The organism is Photorhabdus hainanensis (genome assembly GCF_018448965.1).
GTDB classification, from domain to species: Bacteria; Pseudomonadota; Gammaproteobacteria; order Enterobacterales; family Enterobacteriaceae; genus Photorhabdus; species Photorhabdus akhurstii.
Genome location: NZ_RCWD01000002.1, coordinates 117,657 through 138,907, shown reverse-complemented (window position 1 = coordinate 138,907; position 21,251 = coordinate 117,657). Strand labels below are relative to the sequence as shown.

Here is a 21,251-nt window from a genome sequence, read left to right as displayed (position 1 = left end):
ATAACGAGCAGCATAAGCTTTACCTTTGTACTAGGTGTAAAAAATTTGCCGTTCACGGTCGATAATTAATGGAGCTTGTCTCTGGGAAAAGAATACTCCCCAAACAAACGGTGGAATAATTATTAGGTAAAGAAGCAGGAAACCTATATCAATTTTGAGAAGTCTGGAACTACTTGGATAAAAGGTATATCGATAATATAAATATTTCCTTAGTGAAATTTCTTTATCATTGCCAATATAGCGTGTATCTTTCAGATAGCCTGGTAAATCATCGCGTAAGTAAAACTTCTCACCATATTCCTTTTTAGCTATATTAACCCATCGATAAATTTCTGATTCATTACTCTTTCGTTCTTCGATAAAATTGTTAACGTTTAATACCAAGCTGCTAATAATCCCCAGTGTTACTGGAATCAGGTTTATGCTCCTAAAACGGCGTTGAGGATTGCGGATATGACATTCTTTATCATCAAGATAGTCCAATATTTCCACATGTTTGATGGTTTCTGCATCCTTAATATCTGGTGGTGCTGCCAGAATTTCTTTTTCCCAGCGTGCCAGCCGTTGGGCTGGCAATGGATGGATAGTGGGAAACCATTTTTTGAGTAAGTTTTTTAATCGTTGTTTCATTCGGAAAGATCTTCATCAGGGGGACCTAAGCGATCCAATTCGGCCAAAATCAACGGAATTTGAGCATCTAAATCGGCGGGTCTTTTATCTTTACTCCACCAAATAAGCGGCTCACGGCGTTTATAATCCACTTTACTGACCGCCTCTTTGCCGTTTAATAAAAATTTCACCATAAAAGCCAGCGCCAAACCTTTATCATTGCCACTGCTTAAAAAAGCAAAAGAATAACTGCTGACGTTAGGGATAAAACCACGTCCGACAAGGTTATTATTTTCGTCCAGTCCATACACTTTGAGATAAAAAATATTAGTTTTTTCCCCCATGCCTACTTGTGGATAGCGGGCGGCATAGGCTTTACCTTTGTACCAGGTGTAAAAAATTTGCCGTTCACGGTCGATAATTAATGGTGCTTGTCGGAGAGAAAAAAACACACCCCAAACAAAAGGTGGAATAATCAGTAGGTAAAGTAGCAAAAATGCCATATCAGTTAAAAAAATATCATTACTATATTTATAATAATTATAGCGATAATGCAGATATTTTCTCAGAGAGATTTCTTTATCGTTACCAATATAACGGGCATCTTCCATATAATTGGGCAAATCATTGCGCAAATAAAACTCTTCGCCATATTTTCCCTTTACCAACTCTATCCAATCATGAAGATTAGATTCAGCACTTTTTCGCTCTTCTATAAAATCATTCACTGTTAATAACAGGCTAGTAATTAATCCTAGTGTTACCGGAATTAAGGTAATACTTCGGAAGCGACGCTGGGGATTTCTAACCCAGCATTCCTTATCGTTAAGGCGATCCAGTATTTCCACGTGCTTAATGGTTTCTTCACTCTTGATATCCGGTGGTGCCGCCAGAATTTCTTTTTCCCAGCGTGCCAGCCGTTTGGCTGGCAGTGGATGAATAGTGGGAAACCATTTTTTGAGTAAGTTTTTTAATCGTTGTTTCATTCGGAAAGATCTTCATCAGGGGGACCTAAGCGATCCAATTCTGCCAAAATCAACGGAATTTGTGCCTCTAAATCGGCGGGTCTTTTATCTTTACTCCACCAGATAAGCGGCTCACGGCGTTTATAATCCACCTTACTGACCGCTTCTTTGCCGTTTAATAAGAATTTCACCATAAAGGCGACTGCCAGCGCTTTATCATTGCCACTACTTAAAAAAGCAAAAGTATAACTGCTGACGTTAGGGATAAAACCACGCCCGATAAGTTGATTGTTCTCATCTAGGCCGTAGACTTTGAGGAACATAATATTAGTTTTTTCTGCCATGCCTACTTGTGGATAACGAGCGGCATAGGCTTTGCCTTTATACCAGGTATAAAAAATTTGTCGTTCACGGTCGATAATTAATGGTGCTTGTCGGCGTGAAAAAAAGACGGCCCAGATAAAAGGAGGTATAATCAACAGATAGAGCAGAAGAAAACCTATATCGACCTTAAAAAGGTAGTCACTATATCGATAATAATTATATCGATAATGTAAGTACTTTCTCAGGGACAGATCTTTATCATCACCAATATAGTTCATACCGTTTAAATAGTCAGGCAGGTCATCACGTAGGTAAAATTTCTCCCCATATTCTTTTTTAGCTACATCAACCCAATGATAAATTTCTGATTCATTACTCTTTCGTTCTTCTATGAAATCATTTACTGTTAATAACATACTGGTGATTAGTCCTAGTGTTACAGGAATCAAAGTAATACTCCGAGCGCGGCGTTGAGTGTTACGAACATGGCACTCCCTATTATCAAGGTAATCCAGTATCTCCACGTGTTTAATGGTTTCTTCATCCTTAATATCAGGTGGTACTGCTAGAATTTCTTTTTCCCAGAGCGCCAGTCGTTTGGCTGGCAGTGGGTGAATAGTGGGAAACCATTTTTTAAGTAATTTTTTTAATCGTTGTTTCATTCAGAAAGATCTTCATCAGGGGGACCTAAGCGATCCAATTCGGCCAGAATCAACGGAATTTGAGCTTCTAAATCGGCAGGTCTTTTATCTTTACTCCACCAGATAAGCGATCCACGACGTTTATAATCGACCTTACTGACCGCTTCTTTGCCGTTTAATAAAAATTTCACCATAAAGGCGACTGCCAGCGCTTTATCATTGCCACTGCTTAAAAAAGCAAAAGTATAGCTGCTGACATTAGGGATAAAGACACGTTCGATAAGGTTGTTATTTTCATCCAGTCCGTAGACTTTGAGATACAGAATATTGGTTTTTTCCATCATACCTAATTGTGGGTAACGGGCGGCATAGGCTTTACCTTTATACCAAGTGTAAAAAATTTGCTGTTTGCGATCGATAATTAATGGTGCTTGGCTATGCCAGAAAAATATACAATAGACAAAGGGGGGAATAATCAATAGATAAAGTAGAAGGAAACTTATATCAATTATGAGCAACTGGGAGCTACTTGGGTAAAAGGTATAGCGATAATATAAATATTTTCTTAATGAGATCTCTTTATCATTGCCAATATAACGCATATCTTCCATATCCGCAGGTAAATCATTACGTAAATAAAACTCTTCCCCATAATCTTTTTTTGCGTAACCAACCCATCGATGAATAGCTTGCTCATTTTTTTCTCTTGATTCTATAAAATCGTTAACGTTTAACACCAGACTACTAATAATCCCTAGGGTTACTGGGATCAAGTTAATACTCCTAAAACGGCGTTGAGGATTGCGGATATGACACTCCTTATCATCAAGATAGTCCAATATCTCCACGTGCTTAATGGTTTCTGCATCCTTAATATCTGGCGGTACTGCCAGAATTTCTTTTTCCCAGCATGCCAGCCGTTGGGCTGGCAATGGATGAATAGTGGGAAACCATTTTTTAAGTAAGTTTTTTAATCGTTGCTTCATTCGGAAAGATCTTCATCAGGGGGACCTAAGCGATCCAATTCGGCCAAAATCAACGGAATTTGAGCGTCTAAATCGGCGGGTCTTTTATCTTTACTCCACCAAATAAGCGGTTCACGACGTTTATAATCCACCTTACTGACCGCTTCTTTGCCGTTTAATAAAAACTTCACCATAAAGGCGACTGCCAGAGCTTTATCATTGCCACTGCTTAAAAAAGCAAAAGAATAATTGCTGACGTTAGGGATAAAGCCACGCCCGATAAGTTGATTGTTCTCATCCAGGCCGTAGACTTTGAGGAACAGAATATTAGTTTTTTCTGCCATGCCTACTTGTGGATAGCGGGCGACATAAGCTTTGCCTTTATACCAGGTGTAAAAGATCTGCTGTTCGCGATCGATAATTAATGGTGCCTGACGGCGTAAGAAAAAGATGGCCCAGACAAAAAGCGGAATCATCAATAGATAAAGTAGCATAAATGTCATATCAATTATAAAAATATCATCACTATATTCATAATAGTTATAGCGATAATGTAGGTATTTTCTTAGAGAAATCTCTTTATCATTACCAATATAACGTGCATTTTCCATATAATCCGGTAAATCATTGCGTAGATAAAATTTCTCACCATATTCTTCTTTGACTAAATTAACCCAACGGTGAATGTATGCTTCTCCACTTCTTCGTTCTTCTATAAAATTATTAATGCTCAAAATCAGGCTACTAATAATCCCCAGAGTTACTGGAATCAAAGCAATACTTCGGGCACGGCGTTGAGTGTTACGGATATGGCATTCCTTATTATCAAGGTAATCCAATATTTCCATATGTTTGATGGTTTCTGCATTCTTAATATCTGGTGGTACTGCCAGAATTTCTTTTTCCCAATGTGCCAACCGTTTAGACGGCAGTGGATGAATAGTGGGAAACCATTTTTTGAGTAAGTTTTTTAATCGTTGCTTCATTCGGAAAGATCTTCATCAGGGGGACCTAAGCGATCCAATTCTGCCAGAACCAATGGAATTTGAGCTTCTAAATCGGCAGGTCTTTTATCTTTACTCCACCAAATAAGCGGTTCACGGCGTTTATAATCTACTTTACTGACCGCCTCTTTGCCGTTTAATAAGAATTTCACCATAAAGGCGACTGCCAGACCTTTATCATTGCCACTACTTAAGAAAGCAAAAGTATAGCTGCTGACATTAGGGATAAAGACACGTTCGATAAGGTTATTATTTTCATCCAATCCGTAGACTTTGAGATACAGAATATTGGTTTTTTCCAACATACCTAATTGTGGATAACGTGCAGCATAGGCTTTACCTTTATGCCAGGTGTAGAAAATCTGTCGTTCACGGTCGATAATTAATGGTGCCTGACGTCTCCAGAAAAATATGCAATAAACAAAAGGTGGAATAACCAGTAGATAGAGTAGTAGGAAGCCTATATCAATTTTCAAAAAAGAGTCGCTATGCCGATAGTAATTATAACGGTAATGTAAATATTTTCTCAGTGAAATTTCTTTATCATTACCAATATAGCGAGCATTTTCCATATAATCGGGTAAGTCATCACGTAGATAAAATTCGTCACCATATTCCTCTTTTACTAGATTGACCCACCGATGGATCCCAGCTTCATCATTTTTACGGTCTTCGATAAATCCGTTAATATTCAAAATAAGACTACTAATAATCCCTAATGTAACAGGGATTAGATTAATACTCCTAAAACGGCGTTGAGGATTGCGGATATGACACTCTTTATCATCAAGATAGTCCAGTATTTCCACATGTTTGATGGTTTCTGCATCCTTAATATCCGGTGGTGCAGCCAGAATTTCTTTTTCCCAGCGTGCCAGCCGTTGGGCTGGCAATGGATGAATAGTAGGAAACCATTTTTTGATTAAATGTTTTAATCGTTGCTTCATTCGGAAAGATCTTCATCAGGGGGACCTAAGCGATCCAATTCTGCCAAAATCAATGGAATTTGAGCTTCTAAATCGGCAGGTCTTTTATCTTTACTCCACCAGATAATCGGTTCACGACGTTTATAATCCACCTTACTGACCGCTTCTTTGCCGTTTAATAAAAACTTCACCATAAAGGCGACTGCCAGAGCTTTATCATTGCCACTGCTTAAAAAAGCAAAAGAATAACTGCTGACGTTAGGGATAAAGCCACGCCCGATAAGTTGATTGTTCTCATCCAGGCCGTAGACTTTGAGGAACAGAATATTAGTTTTTTCTGCCATGCCTACTTGTGGATAGCGAGCGACATAGGCTTTGCCTTTATACCAGGTGTAGAAAATCTGCCGTTCACGGTTGATAATTAATGGTGCTTGTCTCTGGGAAAAGAATATTCCCCAAACAAACGGTGGAATAATTATTAGATAAAGCAGTAGAAATACCATATCAGTTATAAAAATATCATTGCTATATTCATAAAAATTGTAGCGATAGTGTAGGTATTTTCTTAGTGAAATTTCTTTATCGTTACCGATGTAACGGGCTCCTTCCATATAATCAGGTAAATCATTGCGTAGATAAAATTTATCACCATATTCCTCTTTGACTAAATTAACCCAACGGTGAATGCCTATTTCATTTTTTTTTCTCGATTCTATAAAATCATTAACATTTAACACTAGGCTGCTAATAATCCCTAATGTAACTGGGATCAAGGTAATACTTCGGGCGCGGCGTTGAGTATTATGAACATGACATTCCTTATTATCAAGGTAGTCCAATATCTCCACATGTTTGATGGTTTCTGTATCCCTAATATCCGGTGGTACTGCCAGAATTTCTTTTTCCCAACGAACCAGCCGTTGGGCTGGCAATGGATGAATAGTGGGAAACCATTTTTTGAGTATATTTTTCAATTGTTGTTTCATTCGGAAAGATCTTCATCAGGGGGACCTAAGCGATCCAATTCTGCCAGAATCAATGGAATTTGAGCGTCTAAATTGGCGGGTCTTTTATCTTTACTCCACCAGATAAGCGGTTCACGGCGTTTATAATCCACCTTACTGACTGCTTCTTTGCCGTTTAATAAGAATTTCACCATAAAGGCGACCGCCAGAGCTTTATCATTGCCACTACTTAAAAAAGCAAAAGAATAACTGCTGACGTTAGGGATAAAACCACGCCCGATAAGTTGATTGTTCTCGTCCAGGCCGTAGACTTTGAGGAAAAGAATGTTAGTTTTTTCTGCCATGCCTACTTGTGGATAACGAGCGGCATAAGCTTTACCTTTGTACCAGGTGTAAAAAATTTGCCGTTCACGGTCGATAATTAATGGAGCTTGTCTCTGGGAAAAGAATACTCCCCAAACAAACGGTGGAATAATTATTAGGTAAAGAAGCAGGAAACCTATATCAATTTTGAGAATCCGTGAACTGCTTGGATAAAAGGTATAGCGATAGTGCAGATATTTTCTCAGAGAGATATCTTTATCATTACCAATATAACGGGCATCTTCCATATAATCAGGTAGATCATTGCGTAAATAAAATTCTTCTCCATACTTCTTCTTTACTAGTGCTACCCAACGATAAATTTCTGCTTCATCATTTTTACGGTCTTCTATAAATCCGTTAATATTTAGAATAAGACTACTAAGAATCCCTAATGTAACTGGGATTAAGGTAATACTCCGAGCGCGGCGTTGAGTGTTACGAATACGGCATTCCTTATTATCAAGGTAGTCTAGTACTTCCACATGTTTAATAGTACTTTCATTCTTAATATCCGGTGGTGCTGCCAGAATCTCTTTTTCCCAGCGTGCCAGCCGTTGGGCTGGCATTGGATGAATAGTGGGAAACCATTTTTTGAGTAAATTTTTTAATCGTTTCTTCATTCGGAAAGATCTTCATCAGGGGGACCTAAGCGATCCAATTCTGCCAGAATCAACGGAATTTGAGCATCTAAATCGGCGGGTCTTTTATCTTTACTCCACCAGATAAGCGGCTCACGGCGTTTATAGTCCACCTTACTGACCGCCTCTTTGCCGTTTAATAAAAATTTCACCATAAAAGCCAGCGCCAAACCTTTATCATTACCACTGCTTAAAAAAGCAAAAGAATAACTGCTGACGTTAGGGATAAAACCACGCCCGATAAGTTGATTGTTCTCATCTAGGCCGTAGACTTTGAGGAACATAATATTAGTTTTTTCTGCCATGCCTACTTGTGGATAACGAGCGGCATAGGCTTTGCCTTTATACCAGGTATAAAAAATTTGTCGTTCACGGTCGATAATTAATGGTGCTTGTCTCTGGGAAAAGAATACTCCCCAAACAAACGGTGGAATAATTATTAGATAAAGTAGTAGAAATATCATGTCAGTGATAAAAATATCATTGCTATACTCATAGAAATTATAGCGATAATATAGGTATTTTTTCAGGGAGATTTCTTTATCGTTACCGATATAACTGGCCCCTTTCATATAATTTGGCAAATCATTACGTAGATAAAATTTATCACCATATTCTTCTTTGACTAAATTAACCCAACGGTGAATGTATGCTTCTCCACTTCTTCGTTCTTCTATAAAATTATTAATGCTCAAAATCAGGCTACTAATAATCCCCAGAGTTACGGGAATCAAAGCAATACTTCGGGCACGGCGTTGAGTGTTACGGATATGGCATTCCTTATTATCAAGGTAATCCAATATTTCCATATGTTTGATGGTTTCTGCATTCTTAATATCTGGTGGTACTGCCAAAATTTCTTTTTCCCAACGTGCCAGCCGTTTGGCTGGCAGTGGATGAATAGTAGGAAACCATTTTTTGAGTAAGTTTTTTAATCGTTGTTTCATTCGGAAAGATCTTCATCAGGGGGACCTAAGCGATCCAGTTCTGCCAAAATCAATGGAATTTGTGCCTCTAAATCAGCGGGTCTTTTATCTTTACTCCACCAGATAAGCGGCTCACGGCGTTTATAATCCACTTTACTGACCGCCTCTTTGCCGTTTAATAAGAATTTCACCATAAAGGCGACTGCCAGCGCTTTATCATTACCACTACTTAAGAAGGCAAAAGTATAGCTGCTGACGTTAGGGATAAAACCACGCCCGATAAGTTGATTGTTTTCATCCAGGCCGTAGACTTTTAGGAAAAAGATATTAGTTTTTTCTCCCATGCCTACTTGTGGATAGCGGGCGGCATAGGCTTTACCTTTGTACCAAGTGTAAAAAATTTGCCGCTCACGATCAATAATTAACGGCGCTTGTCTCTGCCAGAAAAATACACAATAGACAAAGGATGGAATAATCAGCAGATAAAGTAACAGGAAACCTATATCGACTTTAAAGATATAGTTACTACTAGGGTAATAGGCATAGCGATAGTGTAAATATTTTTTCAGAGAGATTTCTTTATCATTACCAATATAACGGGCATTCTCCATATAATCCGGTAAATCATTGCGTAGATAAAACTCATCACCATATTCCTCTTTTACTAAATTAACCCATCGATGGATAGCTTTTTCATCATTTTTACGGTCTTCGATAAACCCGCTAATATTTAGAATAAGACTACTGATAATCCCTAATGTTACAGGGATTAGATTAATACTCCTAAAACGGCGTTGAGGATTACGGATATGGCATTCTTTATCATTCAGGTAATCCAGTATTTCCATATTCTTAATAGTTTCCTTATCCTTAATATTTGGAGGGACTGCCAGAATTTCTTTTTCCCAACGTGCCAGCCGCTTGGCTGGCAGTGGATGAATAGTAGGAAACCATTTTTTAAGTAAGTTTTTTAATCGTTGCTTCATTCGGAAAGATCTTCATCAGGGGGACCTAAGCGATCCAATTCGGCCAAAATCAACGGAATTTGAGCGTCTAAATCGGCGGGTCTTTTATCTTTACTCCACCAGATAAGCGGCTCACGGCGTTTATAATCCACCTTACTGACCGCCTCTTTACCGTTTAATAAGAATTTCACCATAAAAGCCAGCGCCAAACCTTTATCATTGCCACTGCTTAAAAAAGCAAAAGAATAACTGCTGACGTTAGGGATAAAACCACGCCCGATAAGTTGATTGTTCTCGTCCAGACCGTAGACTTTGAGGAAAAAGATATTAGTTTTTTCCCCCATGCCTACTTGTGGATAACGAGCGGCATAGGCTTTGCCTTTGTACCAGGTATAGAAAATCTGTCGTTCACGGTCGATAATTAATGGTGCTTGTCGCCGTGAAAAAAACACCCCCCAGACAAAAGGGGGAATAATTATCAGATAGAGCAAAAGGAAGCTTATATCAATAATGAGAAGTCGAGTGCTACTTGGGTAAAAGGTATAACGATAATATAAATATTTTTTTAGCGGAATTTCTTTATCATTACCAATATAACGAACATATTCCATATCAGCAGGTAGATCATTACGTAGATAAAATTTTTCGCCATAGTCTTTTTTTGCGTAGCCAACCCATCGATGAATAGCTTTTTCATCAATTTTCCGTTCTTTGATAAATTCGTTAATATTTAGAATAAGACTACTAATAATCCCTAATGTAACTGGGATTAGATTAATACTTCTAAAACGACGTTGAGGATTGCGGATATGACACTCCTTATCATCAAGATAGTCCAGTATTTCCACATGTTTAATGGTTTCTGCATCCTTAATATCTGGCGGTACTGCCAGAATCTCTTTTTCCCAGCGTGCAAGCCGTTGGGCTGGCAAAGGATGAATAGTGGGAAACCATTTTTTGAGTAAGTTTTTTAATCGTTGTTTCATTCGGAAAGATCTTCATCAGGGGGACCTAAGCGATCCAATTCAGCCAAAATCAACGGAATTTGAGCGTCTAAATCGGCGGGTCTTTTATCTTTACTCCACCAAATAAGCGGTTCACGGCGTTTATAATCCACCTTACTGACTGCTTCTTTGCCGTTTAATAAAAATTTCACCATAAAAGCCAGCGCCAAACCTTTATCATTGCCACTACTTAAGAAGGCAAAAGAATAACTGCTGACGTTAGGGATAAAGCCACGCCCGACAAGGTTATTATTTTCGTCTAGGCCGTAAACTTTGAGGAACAGAATATTAGTTTTTTCTGCCATGCCTACTTGTGGATAGCGGGCAGCATAAGCTTTGCCTTTATACCAGGTATAAAAGATCTGCTGTTCGCGATCGATAATTAACGGTGCCTGACGGCGTAAGAAAAATATGGCCCAGACAAAAGGAGGAATAATCAGTAGATAGAGTAGCAGGAAACCTATATCAATTTTCAAAAAAGAGTCGCTATGCCGATAATAATTATAACGGTAATGTAAATATTTTCTTAGGGAGATTTCTTTATCGTTACCAATATAACGGGCATCTTCCATATAGTCTGGTAAATCGTTGCGAAGATAAAATTCTTCACCATATTTCTTTTTTACCAATGCTACCCAACTATGGATACCTGCTTCATCATTTTTACGGTCTTCGATAAATCCGTTAATATTTAAAATAAGACTACTAATAATTCCTAATGTAACAGGAATCAAAGCAATACTCCGGGCACGGCGTTGGGTGTTGCGAATATGACATTCTTTATTATCAAGGTAGTCCAATATTTCTACATGCTTAATAGTTTCTACATCTTTAATATCTGGCGGTGCCGCCAGAATTTCTTTTTCCCAGCGTACCAGCCGTTTGGCTGGTAATGGATGGATAGTAGGAAACCATTTTTTGAGTAAGTTTTTTAATCGTTGCTTCATTCGGAAAGATCTTCATCAGGGGGACCTAAGCGATCCAATTCTGCCAGAATCAACGGAATTTGAGCGTCTAAATCGGCGGGTTTTTTATCTTTACTCCACCAGATAAGCGACTCACGGCGTTTATAATCCACTTTACTGACCGCCTCTTTGCCGTTTAATAAGAATTTCACCATAAAGGCGACTGCCAGCGCTTTATCATTGCCACTACTTAAGAAGGCAAAAGAATAACTGCTGACGTTAGGGATAAAACCACGCCCGATAAGTTGATTGTTCTCGTCCAGGCCGTAGACTTTGAGGAACAGAATATTAGTTTTTTCTGCCATGCCTACTTGTGGATAGCGGGCGACATAAGCTTTGCCTTTATACCAAGTATAAAAGATCTGCCGTTCGCGATCGATAATTAATGGTGCCTGGCGGCGTAAGAAAAAGATGGCCCAGACAAAAGGAGGAATAATCAGCAGATAGAGTAGCAGAAATGCAATATCAACCTTCAACAAATAACCACTGTTTTTAAAGTAGTTATAACGGTAATATAGATATTTCCTCAAAGATATCTCTTTGTCATTACCAATATAACGCATATCTTCCATATCCGCAGGCAAATCATTACGTAAATAAAATTCTTCACCATAGTCTTTTTTTGCATAACCGACCCATCGATGAATAGCTTCTTCATTTTTTTTTCTCGAATCCATAAAATCGTTAATGTTTAAAACCAGACTACTAATAATCCCCAGTGTAACCGGAATTAAAGCAATACTCCGGGCGCGGCGTTGAGTATTACGAATATGACATTCTTTATTATCAAGGTAGTCCAATATCTCCACGTGCTTAATGGTTTCTGCATCCTTAATATCTGGCGGTACTGCCAGAATTTCTTTTTCCCAGCATGCCAGCCGTTGGGCTGGCAATGGATGAATAGTGGGAAACCATTTTTTAAGTAAGTTTTTTAATCGTTGCTTCATTCGGAAAGATCTTCATCAGGGGGACCTAAGCGATCCAATTCTGCCAGAATCAACGGAATTTGTGCCTCTAAATCAGTGGGTCTTTTATCTTTACTCCACCAGATAAGCGGTTCACGGCGTTTATAGTCCACTTTACTGACCGCTTCTTTGCCGTTTAATAAGAATTTCACCATAAAGGCGACTGCCAGAGCTTTATCATTGCCACTACTTAAGAAAGCAAAAGTATAACTGCTGACATTAGGGATAAAGACACGTTCGATAAGGTTATTATTTTCATCCAGTCCGTAGACTTTCAGATACAGAATATTGGTTTTTTCCATCATACCTAATTGTGGATAACGGGCGGCATAGGCTTTACCTTTATACCAGGTGTAAAAAATTTGCTGTTCGCGATCGATAATTAATGGCGCTTGGCTCTGCCAGAAAAATATACAATAGACAAAGGGTGGAATAATCAGTAGATAAAGTAGCAGGAAACTTATATCAATTATGAGTAGTTGAGAGCTACTTGGGAAAAAAGTATAACGATAATATAAATATTTCCTTAATGAAATTTCTTTATCGTTACCGATATAACGCACATCCTCCATATCTACAGGTAGATCATTACGCAGATAGAATTCTTCACCATATTTTTTTTTTGCATAACCAACCCATCGATGAATAGCTTCCTCGTTTTTTTTTCTTGATTCTATAAAATCGTTAATGTTTAACACCAGACTACTAATAATCCCCAGTGTTACTGGGATTAATGTGATACTCCGGAAACGGCGCTGAGGGTTTCTAACCCAGCACTCCTTATCGTTAAGGTAATCTAGTATTTCTACATGCTTAATGGTTTCTTCATCTTTGATATCCGGAGGTACAGACAAGATTTCTTTTTCCCAGAGTACCAGCCGTTTGGCTGGTAGAGGATGCATAGTAGGAAACCATTTTTTGAGTATATTTTTTAATCGTTGTTTCATATAAATTCTCCGTCAAAACTGCCTTTAATCGTATTTTCCTCTGTTGGCTTCTCTCCCCAGAAATAGCGCAGAGGGGCAATAACATTGTCTGACTGCTGGTAATACCAATATAACTTACTGCGATAAGGATTTGTTTCACGCCCTTCTGTCGTGACTATTTCTAGTGTGGCTGTATTTCCATTCAAAATCAGTTTTGCCTGTTTTCGTGCAGCCTCAAATGTGGCATCACGAAAAGTGTCCCGTATATACTGGCGATGGTTAATGGTGATAGTGATAACTTGTGCACCAAGATAGTATATTTCGTTTTCTTTAACGAATAGTCCGTATATTTCTGAAACACCCATTTGGAAAGCAGGTAAGGTAAATCTATAGGTGGTTTTTCTGTATTCTCTATGTATCTTTAGTTGTGGCTGAATAAACAGATTTAAAAATTCCTGGTTTTCTATAAGAAAAGCATTCTTAATGGTATCGCTCATTTCTCTAGCATCTTGTAATTGCTTTAAGATAGTTGGTCGTTCATCCACTGGCCAAAAAGCATATTTATTTCCCGCACCCCAAAAACAGTTATTCAGCACTTTCTCCAAATCTGACCAGGCACTGTTGGCTTGTCCAATACTGCCACCGACAAGCAAACTGATTCCCGCAGCCAGCCATGCTAGCAATCCTGCTGTCATGACAGAGCCAGCGGCGAAGAATATTAATCCGACTGTGGCCAGAATGATCGTGCCTGTCCCCATCGCTATCTGGCTATAACCTTCCACTCTATTACCTACTTTAAAGGCGTTACTGGCATCATAGAAAGAGATAATTGCTCCTAAATATCCTGCCACACTACCGGCAACACGGGAGAACTGATTGACCATTGCGATATTGATGGCCGGCACTTTTGTCCCATTCATCAGAGCCTTGACTATAGGGGAATTCACCTTACTTGCCAGTGTCGAACCAATAGAAGTCAAATCAGCACTCATACCAATCACCGCGGTACTAAAGCGCAGCAGATTCATATAGGAAGGCCCGGGTTGTAAAGGGTTGTTGCGGGCATATTCTGTCTGCATAACCACGTCCGCCAGGGTAAAGGCATTCAGGAACAGGCTGACACCGGTCAATGAAGAATCAAACAGTAAACCAATAGAGGTTTTATTAGCCCCTTCTAAGGTAAAAAGCTGAACCGGAGAATCCACACTGGTCTTAACTTCCGGCAGAGTTATCACCGGTTTATTGCCAAGTGATTCCAGGCGTTTACTCCAGTTAATCATCCGTTCCCCGATAGCCTGTTGACGTACTGCCGGGTCAGGTCGGTGGCGATTCGTTTTCGATTCCAGCCGTTTCAGCACTTCCTGATAGCTCTGTTCACTGAGTGCCACTCTGCCATCCGGTTCAATCACCACCCCCAGCGTGGATAACAGGGCCGGAACCAGTTGTTGGGTTATCTGGTCAATCGCTTTCTGGGGAAGCTGCCGGACATAACTTGAACCCTGATAAATTGCCTGATTAGTATAGGCGCAGACGGTTGCCAGAAAGGTCCCCATCCCCAGCAGAATATTATCGACGCCACTAATAAACGGGCCCTTAAGCAGCGGTGATTTTACTTTGTCGTTATTCAGTACGGTGACAACCCCGGTGGTAATGGTGCGCCAGAAGTTGCCATCCCCATTGCTGTCCGACTCTTTGGCTGCAAGCTTCGCTAAAACCTGCTGGCCGGGCAAAGATGATTGCAGGTTGCCGAGCAGACCGGAGAGGATTTCACTGAAAAACCGGAACTCCAACGCATCCTCTTCTTCCAGCGTCTGTTTTTCATCTTGCAGTGAAAAGAAGTAGTGAAAGTAATTTTGCAGCCCGCCGACTTGATAACTGAGGTCCGGGTTATCCGCAAAGGCTTCAAACAGTTTCATAAACATCGCCTGCCGCGCTTCAAAATCTTCGGTGACTTTTTTCAATTTCGGCCAGTCGTTGTTCCAGCGGTCCTGATGAATACTGTCATCTATTTTCTTTTTCAGCTCCGGGTTTTTGGTGGCTTTGAGCTTTTCGACATAGAAACCGATGGTCAGTGGATAGATGTTGGAGGCGTTATAGCTCTGTTGCCACAAATTCAGGATAGAGTAGGCTTCCACAATGTCCCGCTGACGGCCTACCGGGTCATGTAGGATCACAATCCGCGCCTGTTCATTGAAGTGCAGATAACTGTTGATTTCCTGGATAATCTTACCGGCGTCCATTTCGTAGCTGTCCTGAGTGGTCAGCGTATCAATACTGACGTCAGCCAAATCCAGTTCATTGATGTCTTTTTCAATGATGGACTTGATGTTGGCAAACTGTTCCTGCCGGATTTTGTAATCGACAATCAGTTTTCGAAAATACTTGTCTGAGGCGTTAACCGCAAAGGGGGATTGCTTCTGTTCGAGATTGATAAACTGCATGGTTTTCTGCCGCAGTTCAAGACTGTTGTCAATCTTAGCCAGTACCGAGGAGTGCCACGGGTGTTCACTGTAGGCGATACTGATATTGATGACATCTTTGGCGACAAACAGGAATGGATGGCCTTCGCCCCGAATGCCCGGCTCAGGAATAAGCCCTTCACTGGCATCTCTGCGGTTGAGGAACATGTATTTTTTAAATTTCTCTACCCGCTGTTTTTTACCGTTAACTTCTTTCTCTGACACGCAGTATTTAAAGATGTGCAGATAGCCCCGGGCCTTGCTGCCGCGGGTGGTGAGCGGGTCTTCTTCCTTGATGTATATCCAGCCGGGACGCAGCAGGCGGGCGGCATAGCCTTTGGTTTGTTGGAGTGATGAAGAGAACATCAGGGTGTGGATATCCGGCGGTGCTTCTGGTTTTTCCAGCTCCTTGCCGAAAAAGTTCACATAAGCATAGCGAACCGGGTAAATCGGTTTAACATCGCAGTCACAGGGCTGAATATAAGTATCTGCTTCAAGATTTTGTGGGAACATTTCGTAAGCTTTTTCTATTAATTTGTCGAAACGTTCCTGAATGTCAGTGGTCATAATATTTCCTTGGTTGTCAGTGTGTCGCATTGTTTGAAAAGTGAATGTGCCCGTATTTCCTGCGTTTCTGTTTGCGAGCAGGCTGACTCCCAAAACTGTTGCCAGTGAACTTCATCATCGGGCATTAAACACCTGGCGGCAACATAATAGAGTATGGCCCGCTGTTGCGTTAGCCCTTGCAGATAAGCTTGATTCGTCTGCTGTAAAACAAAAGCAGGCAGGGTGTTTTTATTCACCTGACAGCGTTCAGCCAGGTTTTCCTGAATAAAATCAATGGTTTTAAATGTAAGGCGTTGTTGCGCTTGTTGATCAAACAGTTCGCACAAGCGGCGATTGAGCGTGACAGGCGCGGGTTTTGCCTGCCGGACATTTTCAGTGATGGTGATAATGTGGCGGGTATCGGGTTTATCACCATAGAACCACATTGCATTGATCCCTTGCATAAAATGGGCTAATGGCCCGTCGGACAGGGTATTAAGCAGTGTTGTCAGTGTGTTGGGATGATAGAAACGGAAAAATGCCCACGCCTGAGTCAGCTCATTTTTTAAATAGGTGAACTTACGCAGATGATTTAGCAGCGTTTCAAAAGGTTGTTCGCTTTGGATAAACAGGCTCAACTCTGCCCGGTTATCGGCATTCATAATGTATCGCTGTAGCGCTGGCTGATTGCTACTGTCTTTATGCAGTTCAACCAGATAAGGGGCGCTATCTTCCAGTGAAACTTGAGTTTCTCCCTGAAATAATCCTTGCCAGCGTAAGGAGGAAGCGAGCAGATCAGGAATGATAAATCGTCCTGCCTGTTGGTATATTGCCGCATCAATGACCGCGTAGAGATGTTCGTTATCGCCGTAAACAGGGATATCTGTGGCTTGTGTCAAGATTAGATCACCACGAGCGGCAGGCAGTGGAGAGTCAACATTTTCCTGTTCTACCAATATTACGGGGTGTTGATCGCTTATCTGTTGGATATGGCGTATTAACCGTAATTCGGGCAGCGTGCTTTCCATCAAATAGGTTTGTAAGGCAATAATGTCTTGGTATTGACCGTTTGCTATTCCGAAACCAATAACGTAATTGCACAGATTCGTTAATGCCTCATATTCAGTCGGAGCACGGATTAAGGCTTTGGCTGAATATTGTCCGGCAGGATGTTTTTCATTACCTATCGCTTGGTAGGTGCAATTGGCAACCCAGTAATAGGCTGAATCAAACAAAGATGGCGTTTTCACTCTGATGTTTCCTTCTGTGCATCGGCTTTTCCTTTGCAATCCTGAGCGATGGGCTGTCCTTCATTGGCTGCGCCGGTCAATGTTGGCACGGTGCCTGCGCTTCCTCCTTGCACTACCACCGGGCCTTTCAGAAAGATGTTGCCGTTTAGTGTGATGCCTTGAGCATCCAGAGTGATGCTTCCTGCTTTACCTCTGAGGATCAATGTATCACTGGCTTGCAGGGTATGTATTTTGGTGTGTGAGTGAATGCCTTTAATGGCATTTAATTGGTAATTGCCTTTGATATCACTCTGTTTGTTTTCACCAATTTGTTGGAAATGGGAGGCGTAGATCTCTTCCTTCCAGCTATTGTTGATCCGCGTAATTTTGTCTTTCTCAATGGTTTCGAACTGATTTTTATCCACCTGAATATGTTGTTCATTCATGACACGGATAAATTCATCATGGCCGATTTTATGCCGACGATCATTCATGACCGTGTGGCTTTCGTCGTGCTCTATTTTTTGTGTCTTATCGTGGTTGATTTGGATCAGTTGGTCACGTTGAGCGTGGATATAAATCTCTTCCCGTCCTTTTTCATCCTCAAAACGTAATTCGTTAAAGCCATTACCTTTATGTGTTTTGGTTCTGAACGTGGTGCGCGTCTTTTCCGCGGGTAAATTCAGCGGCGGGCGGTTAAGGCCATTGTAAGTACATCCGGTAATGATAGGCCGGTCAATATCGCCGTTGAGATAGGAGATAATCACTTCCTGACCGACTCGCGGTGTTGCCAGAAAACCAAATCCGTTGCCATTCCACCCTTGTGCAACCCGCACCCAGCAAGAAGCCTGGTCGTCAGGCGCGTCATAACGGTTCCAGTGGAAATGAACGCGAACCGCGCCATCTTTATTGACGTAAATTTCTTCAGTCCCGGGTCCGACAACGGTTGCAACTTCGTCGCCGTCGGCCAGGGGTTTATAGCGGTATGGGGGACGCCAATCGTTGCGACCAGGAATGAACTGGGTTTGTGAATTCAGGGTAGTGCCGGTTCCGTTATCGCCTAAAACGGCGGGGACATGCCCGATGTGTTGGGAAGAGGTGACTTGCCAGCGATCATTCATGGCGTCAATCGGGTGATTGGTTAATGTAAAGATTCTGCCGGGCATTAATCGAATACAATTACTGTCCGCTTGCCCTGATTTGCTGTCAACCCGCAGGGCTTCCAGCCGGTACTGGGTAAACGGGATGCCCTCTTTATCTTTCTGAAAACGGCCGTAGCTTTCAAAAATATGAAATGGCGTACTGTTCTCCGCTTCAAAATCCGTGGCGTTATGCTGTAAAGCGTAATTGGGGTTGTGATAATTTCTGTCTTTTTGGTCGGTAGATTCCGGGCGCATGTAGGAGCCAAGAGACCATTTGTAGATAACATTTTCTTCTACTGCGTTGGCGATGTCCGGGTTATAAATCAACGTATCCGGCGCTCTCATGTTCAGGTAGCTATCACTCAGATAGAGCCCGTCATCGGCGAACCAGAAGAAAATCCCCTCCTCAGCGGCCAGGCGGGTAAAGAAATCATAGGATGATTCCCTTTTCATGGTGACGTATTCCCGCGTTGAGTGTGGGTTATTCAAATGCATATTGGCCCGGAGTTTCTTCTGTTTCAGTATGCTTTGTAAAATATCGGGGACACTGAGCTGGTGATAGATACGGCTGTCCTGATCGAGTGTCAGCAGCCACATTTCTGGTCTGACTGTCAGGTGATACTGAGTTTGATGTCGGTTTGTGGCGCCAACAACCGCGCTTGCAACCAATCCTTTCACTTCACGTTGCAGAATATCGTCACGGGTGACAGTGAACCGCACGGTTTGGAGCAGGAGGGTGTCCGTGTCTATATTTGAACGGCTTGCCGCTAATGTGAGAGACAGGGTAAATAACGATGAAAGCGCTTCATCTAATGTAAAATTCACTACCGCAAAAGTCATGGGCGGCAGATTGCCGATGGTGCAGGAAAAGCGGAGTCCGGTTTTCATAATGTTTCCTTCAATTACATGATCTTCTGATGCCCAGGCATATTGTAAAATTCCCAGTATTCATTGGTGTCGTTATTGATAACGGTTAATCTGTGAAAGCTGGTTTCAACAAAACAGAGGGAGAAAGCGGTGTGTAGTGTTTTGGCAAAAGCATACATTTCTCCTTCATGCTCATAATTTTCTGGTGTCATGCGCAGTGTGATGGCTTGGCCTCTCACAGGAATGCCCTTGTCAAAATGGTAGTATGGCTCAAGGTAGATAGCGCTGAGACCATCGGCCATGCGCTGAATATGCCGGCTACGCGGGGCGTCCAGATGCGCGAAGGTATCAAGTTGTTTGACCAGAGATCTGACTGATTCAATGTGACTGAGAAAAAATGGCCCAATCGACAACAAAGATAGTATCGGCCAGTGCTGATGACTGTTTACGACGGCAGGAAGATCTTTTGACGCCGACACGATATTCCTGGCCTGAATATGGCTGGGTATCTGTTCGCTGGGTATACAGATTTGCCCGATGCCCAATGTCCGTGCTTGCGTATGATATCTGTGATATTGGCAGTAAAATTCGCGATAGTGGTGTTTTGTTACGGGTTTTGCCTGATGATCATAAAACGTGAGATTAATTTGATTGCCGCCAAATGGAGATTCTTCCCGTATATGGTTAAAAAGTAATATGTTGTCACCGGGTTCGGCAAAATGGCAGGCGGCCAGTTGCTCGCTATTGATAAGAGGAACGCTGTGAGCAGATCCTTCAGATGTTCCATCAGGATCGGATTGGAGTTTAATGTTATCAATACTAAAGATTTCATTCGCTGCTAATACATAACGCGATTTGCCCTTTTCAAATGTTATCGGTTTTGTTCTTGCCGGAGCCAGGTTAATAACGGGTACGCAATGGGGAATAAATGCGGGTGTAATGTCCTCGATGGGAATGTTACAGTCAAATTCTAGAATAATGGTAAATTGCTTATCTTCTCCCAAAGGGAGCTCAGCGATTTCTTCCGATAAATCAAATGACATAAAGTCATTAACATGTGGCAGATAGAGGTATTCGTATAACACCTGCAACGGCCAGAAATAGTCATGTGGTCTCGGCAGGACCAAATTTTCTTTCAGGCGTGGAGCGATCTCAATAGCCAGCCACATCTCTGTCTCTTTTAGGGATGTTTTCAGATAAGTGTTGTTCAGCGATTGATCTACGTATTTGGTCAGTAAAGACGCCAGTTTTTGATCTTCTCCGAGAAAAAGCGTGATTTGCCCTGTCTTCCAGTGGGGAGTTTGCCCATGATATTGAAAGGTCAGTGATATCAGGCTTTTGTCTTCGCTGTGCGTCAGCGTTTTATGGATCAGGGTAATAGGCTCAATACTAATATCTTGAGTAGTTCTGAACGTAATTGATTGGTTCTGCTGTATGGCGGAAATTTCACTGCCTTTGGCAATGTTGGTGGTTTCAGTCATGCTGCCCGGTTGAATATCTAACTGGACAATGCTGGTTGAAGGGATCGGATGTAAAGGTATCGGCCATACTTTTCGTAGAAGCGGGTTGACGACTTCCGGGAAACCATCATCAATTTTTTGTTGAAGACCGGCAGTGATAAGCGCAAAACCTTCCAGTACGCGGAGAATATCTGGGTCGCCGGATTCGGAGGTAAATGGATCAAGGTGTGGATGCTCTTGCGCCGCGTTGCTCAGATCATGCTTTATCTGTGAAAGTGCTTCCCTATAGAAATCTTCAAAATTTTTCATATCTACCTTTGTGTTCTTTATGACCAAATATTAATGTAAATTTATATTTTGATCTTATGGATATCAAGGTTGATAATTTAATTAT

18 protein-coding genes are annotated in these 21,251 nt (G+C 41.3%); all 18 read right to left on the bottom strand.

Going from position 1 to position 21,251, the window contains the following annotated elements; all coding sequences use genetic code 11:
* Positions 1-30: 30 nt before the first annotated feature.
* The 18 genes from EAE92_RS02225 to EAE92_RS02140 are packed head-to-tail and all read right to left on the bottom strand — an operon-like array spanning position 31 to position 21,166.
* On the bottom strand, positions 31-630 hold the full coding sequence (locus EAE92_RS02225) for a hypothetical protein (protein WP_214066890.1): 600 nt from the start codon (positions 628-630) through the stop codon (positions 31-33).
* Positions 627-1,595, bottom strand: a complete 969-nt coding sequence (locus tag EAE92_RS02220; RefSeq protein WP_214066889.1) for a hypothetical protein — start codon at positions 1,593-1,595, stop codon at positions 627-629. The genes EAE92_RS02225 and EAE92_RS02220 overlap by 4 nt, the downstream gene beginning before the upstream one ends.
* Positions 1,592-2,560, bottom strand: a complete 969-nt coding sequence (locus EAE92_RS02215) for a hypothetical protein (RefSeq protein WP_214066888.1) — start codon at positions 2,558-2,560, stop codon at positions 1,592-1,594. The genes EAE92_RS02220 and EAE92_RS02215 overlap by 4 nt, the downstream gene beginning before the upstream one ends.
* Positions 2,557-3,525 (bottom strand): hypothetical protein, encoded by a 969-nt coding sequence (locus EAE92_RS02210; protein WP_214066887.1) that lies wholly within the window; start codon positions 3,523-3,525, stop codon positions 2,557-2,559. Before EAE92_RS02210 ends, EAE92_RS02215 begins: the two co-directional genes overlap by 4 nt.
* Positions 3,522-4,490 (bottom strand): hypothetical protein, encoded by a 969-nt coding sequence (locus tag EAE92_RS02205; RefSeq protein WP_214066886.1) that lies wholly within the window; start codon positions 4,488-4,490, stop codon positions 3,522-3,524. Before EAE92_RS02205 ends, EAE92_RS02210 begins: the two co-directional genes overlap by 4 nt.
* The gene (locus EAE92_RS02200) at positions 4,487-5,455 is read right to left on the bottom strand and encodes a hypothetical protein (protein ID WP_214066885.1); all 969 of its coding nucleotides are present in this window, start codon (positions 5,453-5,455) and stop codon (positions 4,487-4,489) included. Before EAE92_RS02200 ends, EAE92_RS02205 begins: the two co-directional genes overlap by 4 nt.
* Positions 5,452-6,420: a hypothetical protein gene (locus tag EAE92_RS02195; RefSeq protein WP_214066884.1), complete on the bottom strand. Its 969-nt coding sequence runs from the start codon at positions 6,418-6,420 to the stop codon at positions 5,452-5,454. The genes EAE92_RS02200 and EAE92_RS02195 overlap by 4 nt, the downstream gene beginning before the upstream one ends.
* Complete coding sequence (locus EAE92_RS02190) at positions 6,417-7,385, bottom strand: hypothetical protein (protein WP_214066883.1); 969 nt, start codon at positions 7,383-7,385, stop codon at positions 6,417-6,419. Before EAE92_RS02190 ends, EAE92_RS02195 begins: the two co-directional genes overlap by 4 nt.
* Positions 7,382-8,350: a hypothetical protein gene (locus EAE92_RS02185; protein ID WP_214066882.1), complete on the bottom strand. Its 969-nt coding sequence runs from the start codon at positions 8,348-8,350 to the stop codon at positions 7,382-7,384. Before EAE92_RS02185 ends, EAE92_RS02190 begins: the two co-directional genes overlap by 4 nt.
* Positions 8,347-9,315 (bottom strand): hypothetical protein, encoded by a 969-nt coding sequence (locus EAE92_RS02180; RefSeq protein ID WP_214066881.1) that lies wholly within the window; start codon positions 9,313-9,315, stop codon positions 8,347-8,349. The genes EAE92_RS02185 and EAE92_RS02180 overlap by 4 nt, the downstream gene beginning before the upstream one ends.
* Positions 9,312-10,280 carry a hypothetical protein gene (locus tag EAE92_RS02175; protein WP_214066880.1) on the bottom strand — a complete coding sequence of 323 codons (969 nt, stop codon included), beginning with the start codon at positions 10,278-10,280 and terminating at the stop codon, positions 9,312-9,314. The genes EAE92_RS02180 and EAE92_RS02175 overlap by 4 nt, the downstream gene beginning before the upstream one ends.
* Entirely contained in the window at positions 10,277-11,245 is a 969-nt protein-coding gene (locus tag EAE92_RS02170) for a hypothetical protein (RefSeq protein ID WP_214066879.1), read from the bottom strand. The genes EAE92_RS02175 and EAE92_RS02170 overlap by 4 nt, the downstream gene beginning before the upstream one ends.
* Entirely contained in the window at positions 11,242-12,210 is a 969-nt protein-coding gene (locus EAE92_RS02165) for a hypothetical protein (RefSeq protein ID WP_214066878.1), read from the bottom strand. Before EAE92_RS02165 ends, EAE92_RS02170 begins: the two co-directional genes overlap by 4 nt.
* On the bottom strand, positions 12,207-13,175 hold the full coding sequence (locus EAE92_RS02160) for a hypothetical protein (protein WP_214066877.1): 969 nt from the start codon (positions 13,173-13,175) through the stop codon (positions 12,207-12,209). Before EAE92_RS02160 ends, EAE92_RS02165 begins: the two co-directional genes overlap by 4 nt.
* A complete protein-coding gene (locus EAE92_RS02155; protein ID WP_214066876.1) occupies positions 13,172-16,180 on the bottom strand; it encodes a toxin VasX in 3,009 nt (1,002 codons plus the stop codon). Before EAE92_RS02155 ends, EAE92_RS02160 begins: the two co-directional genes overlap by 4 nt.
* Positions 16,177-17,409 (bottom strand): DUF4123 domain-containing protein, encoded by a 1,233-nt coding sequence (locus EAE92_RS02150; RefSeq protein WP_214066875.1) that lies wholly within the window; start codon positions 17,407-17,409, stop codon positions 16,177-16,179. The genes EAE92_RS02155 and EAE92_RS02150 overlap by 4 nt, the downstream gene beginning before the upstream one ends.
* The gene (tssI, locus tag EAE92_RS02145) at positions 17,406-19,418 is read right to left on the bottom strand and encodes a type VI secretion system tip protein TssI/VgrG (protein WP_214066874.1); all 2,013 of its coding nucleotides are present in this window, start codon (positions 19,416-19,418) and stop codon (positions 17,406-17,408) included. Before tssI ends, EAE92_RS02150 begins: the two co-directional genes overlap by 4 nt.
* 14 nt (positions 19,419-19,432) lie before the next feature.
* Complete coding sequence (locus EAE92_RS02140) at positions 19,433-21,166, bottom strand: type VI secretion system baseplate subunit TssF (protein ID WP_246544965.1); 1,734 nt, start codon at positions 21,164-21,166, stop codon at positions 19,433-19,435.
* Positions 21,167-21,251: the final 85 nt, after the last annotated feature.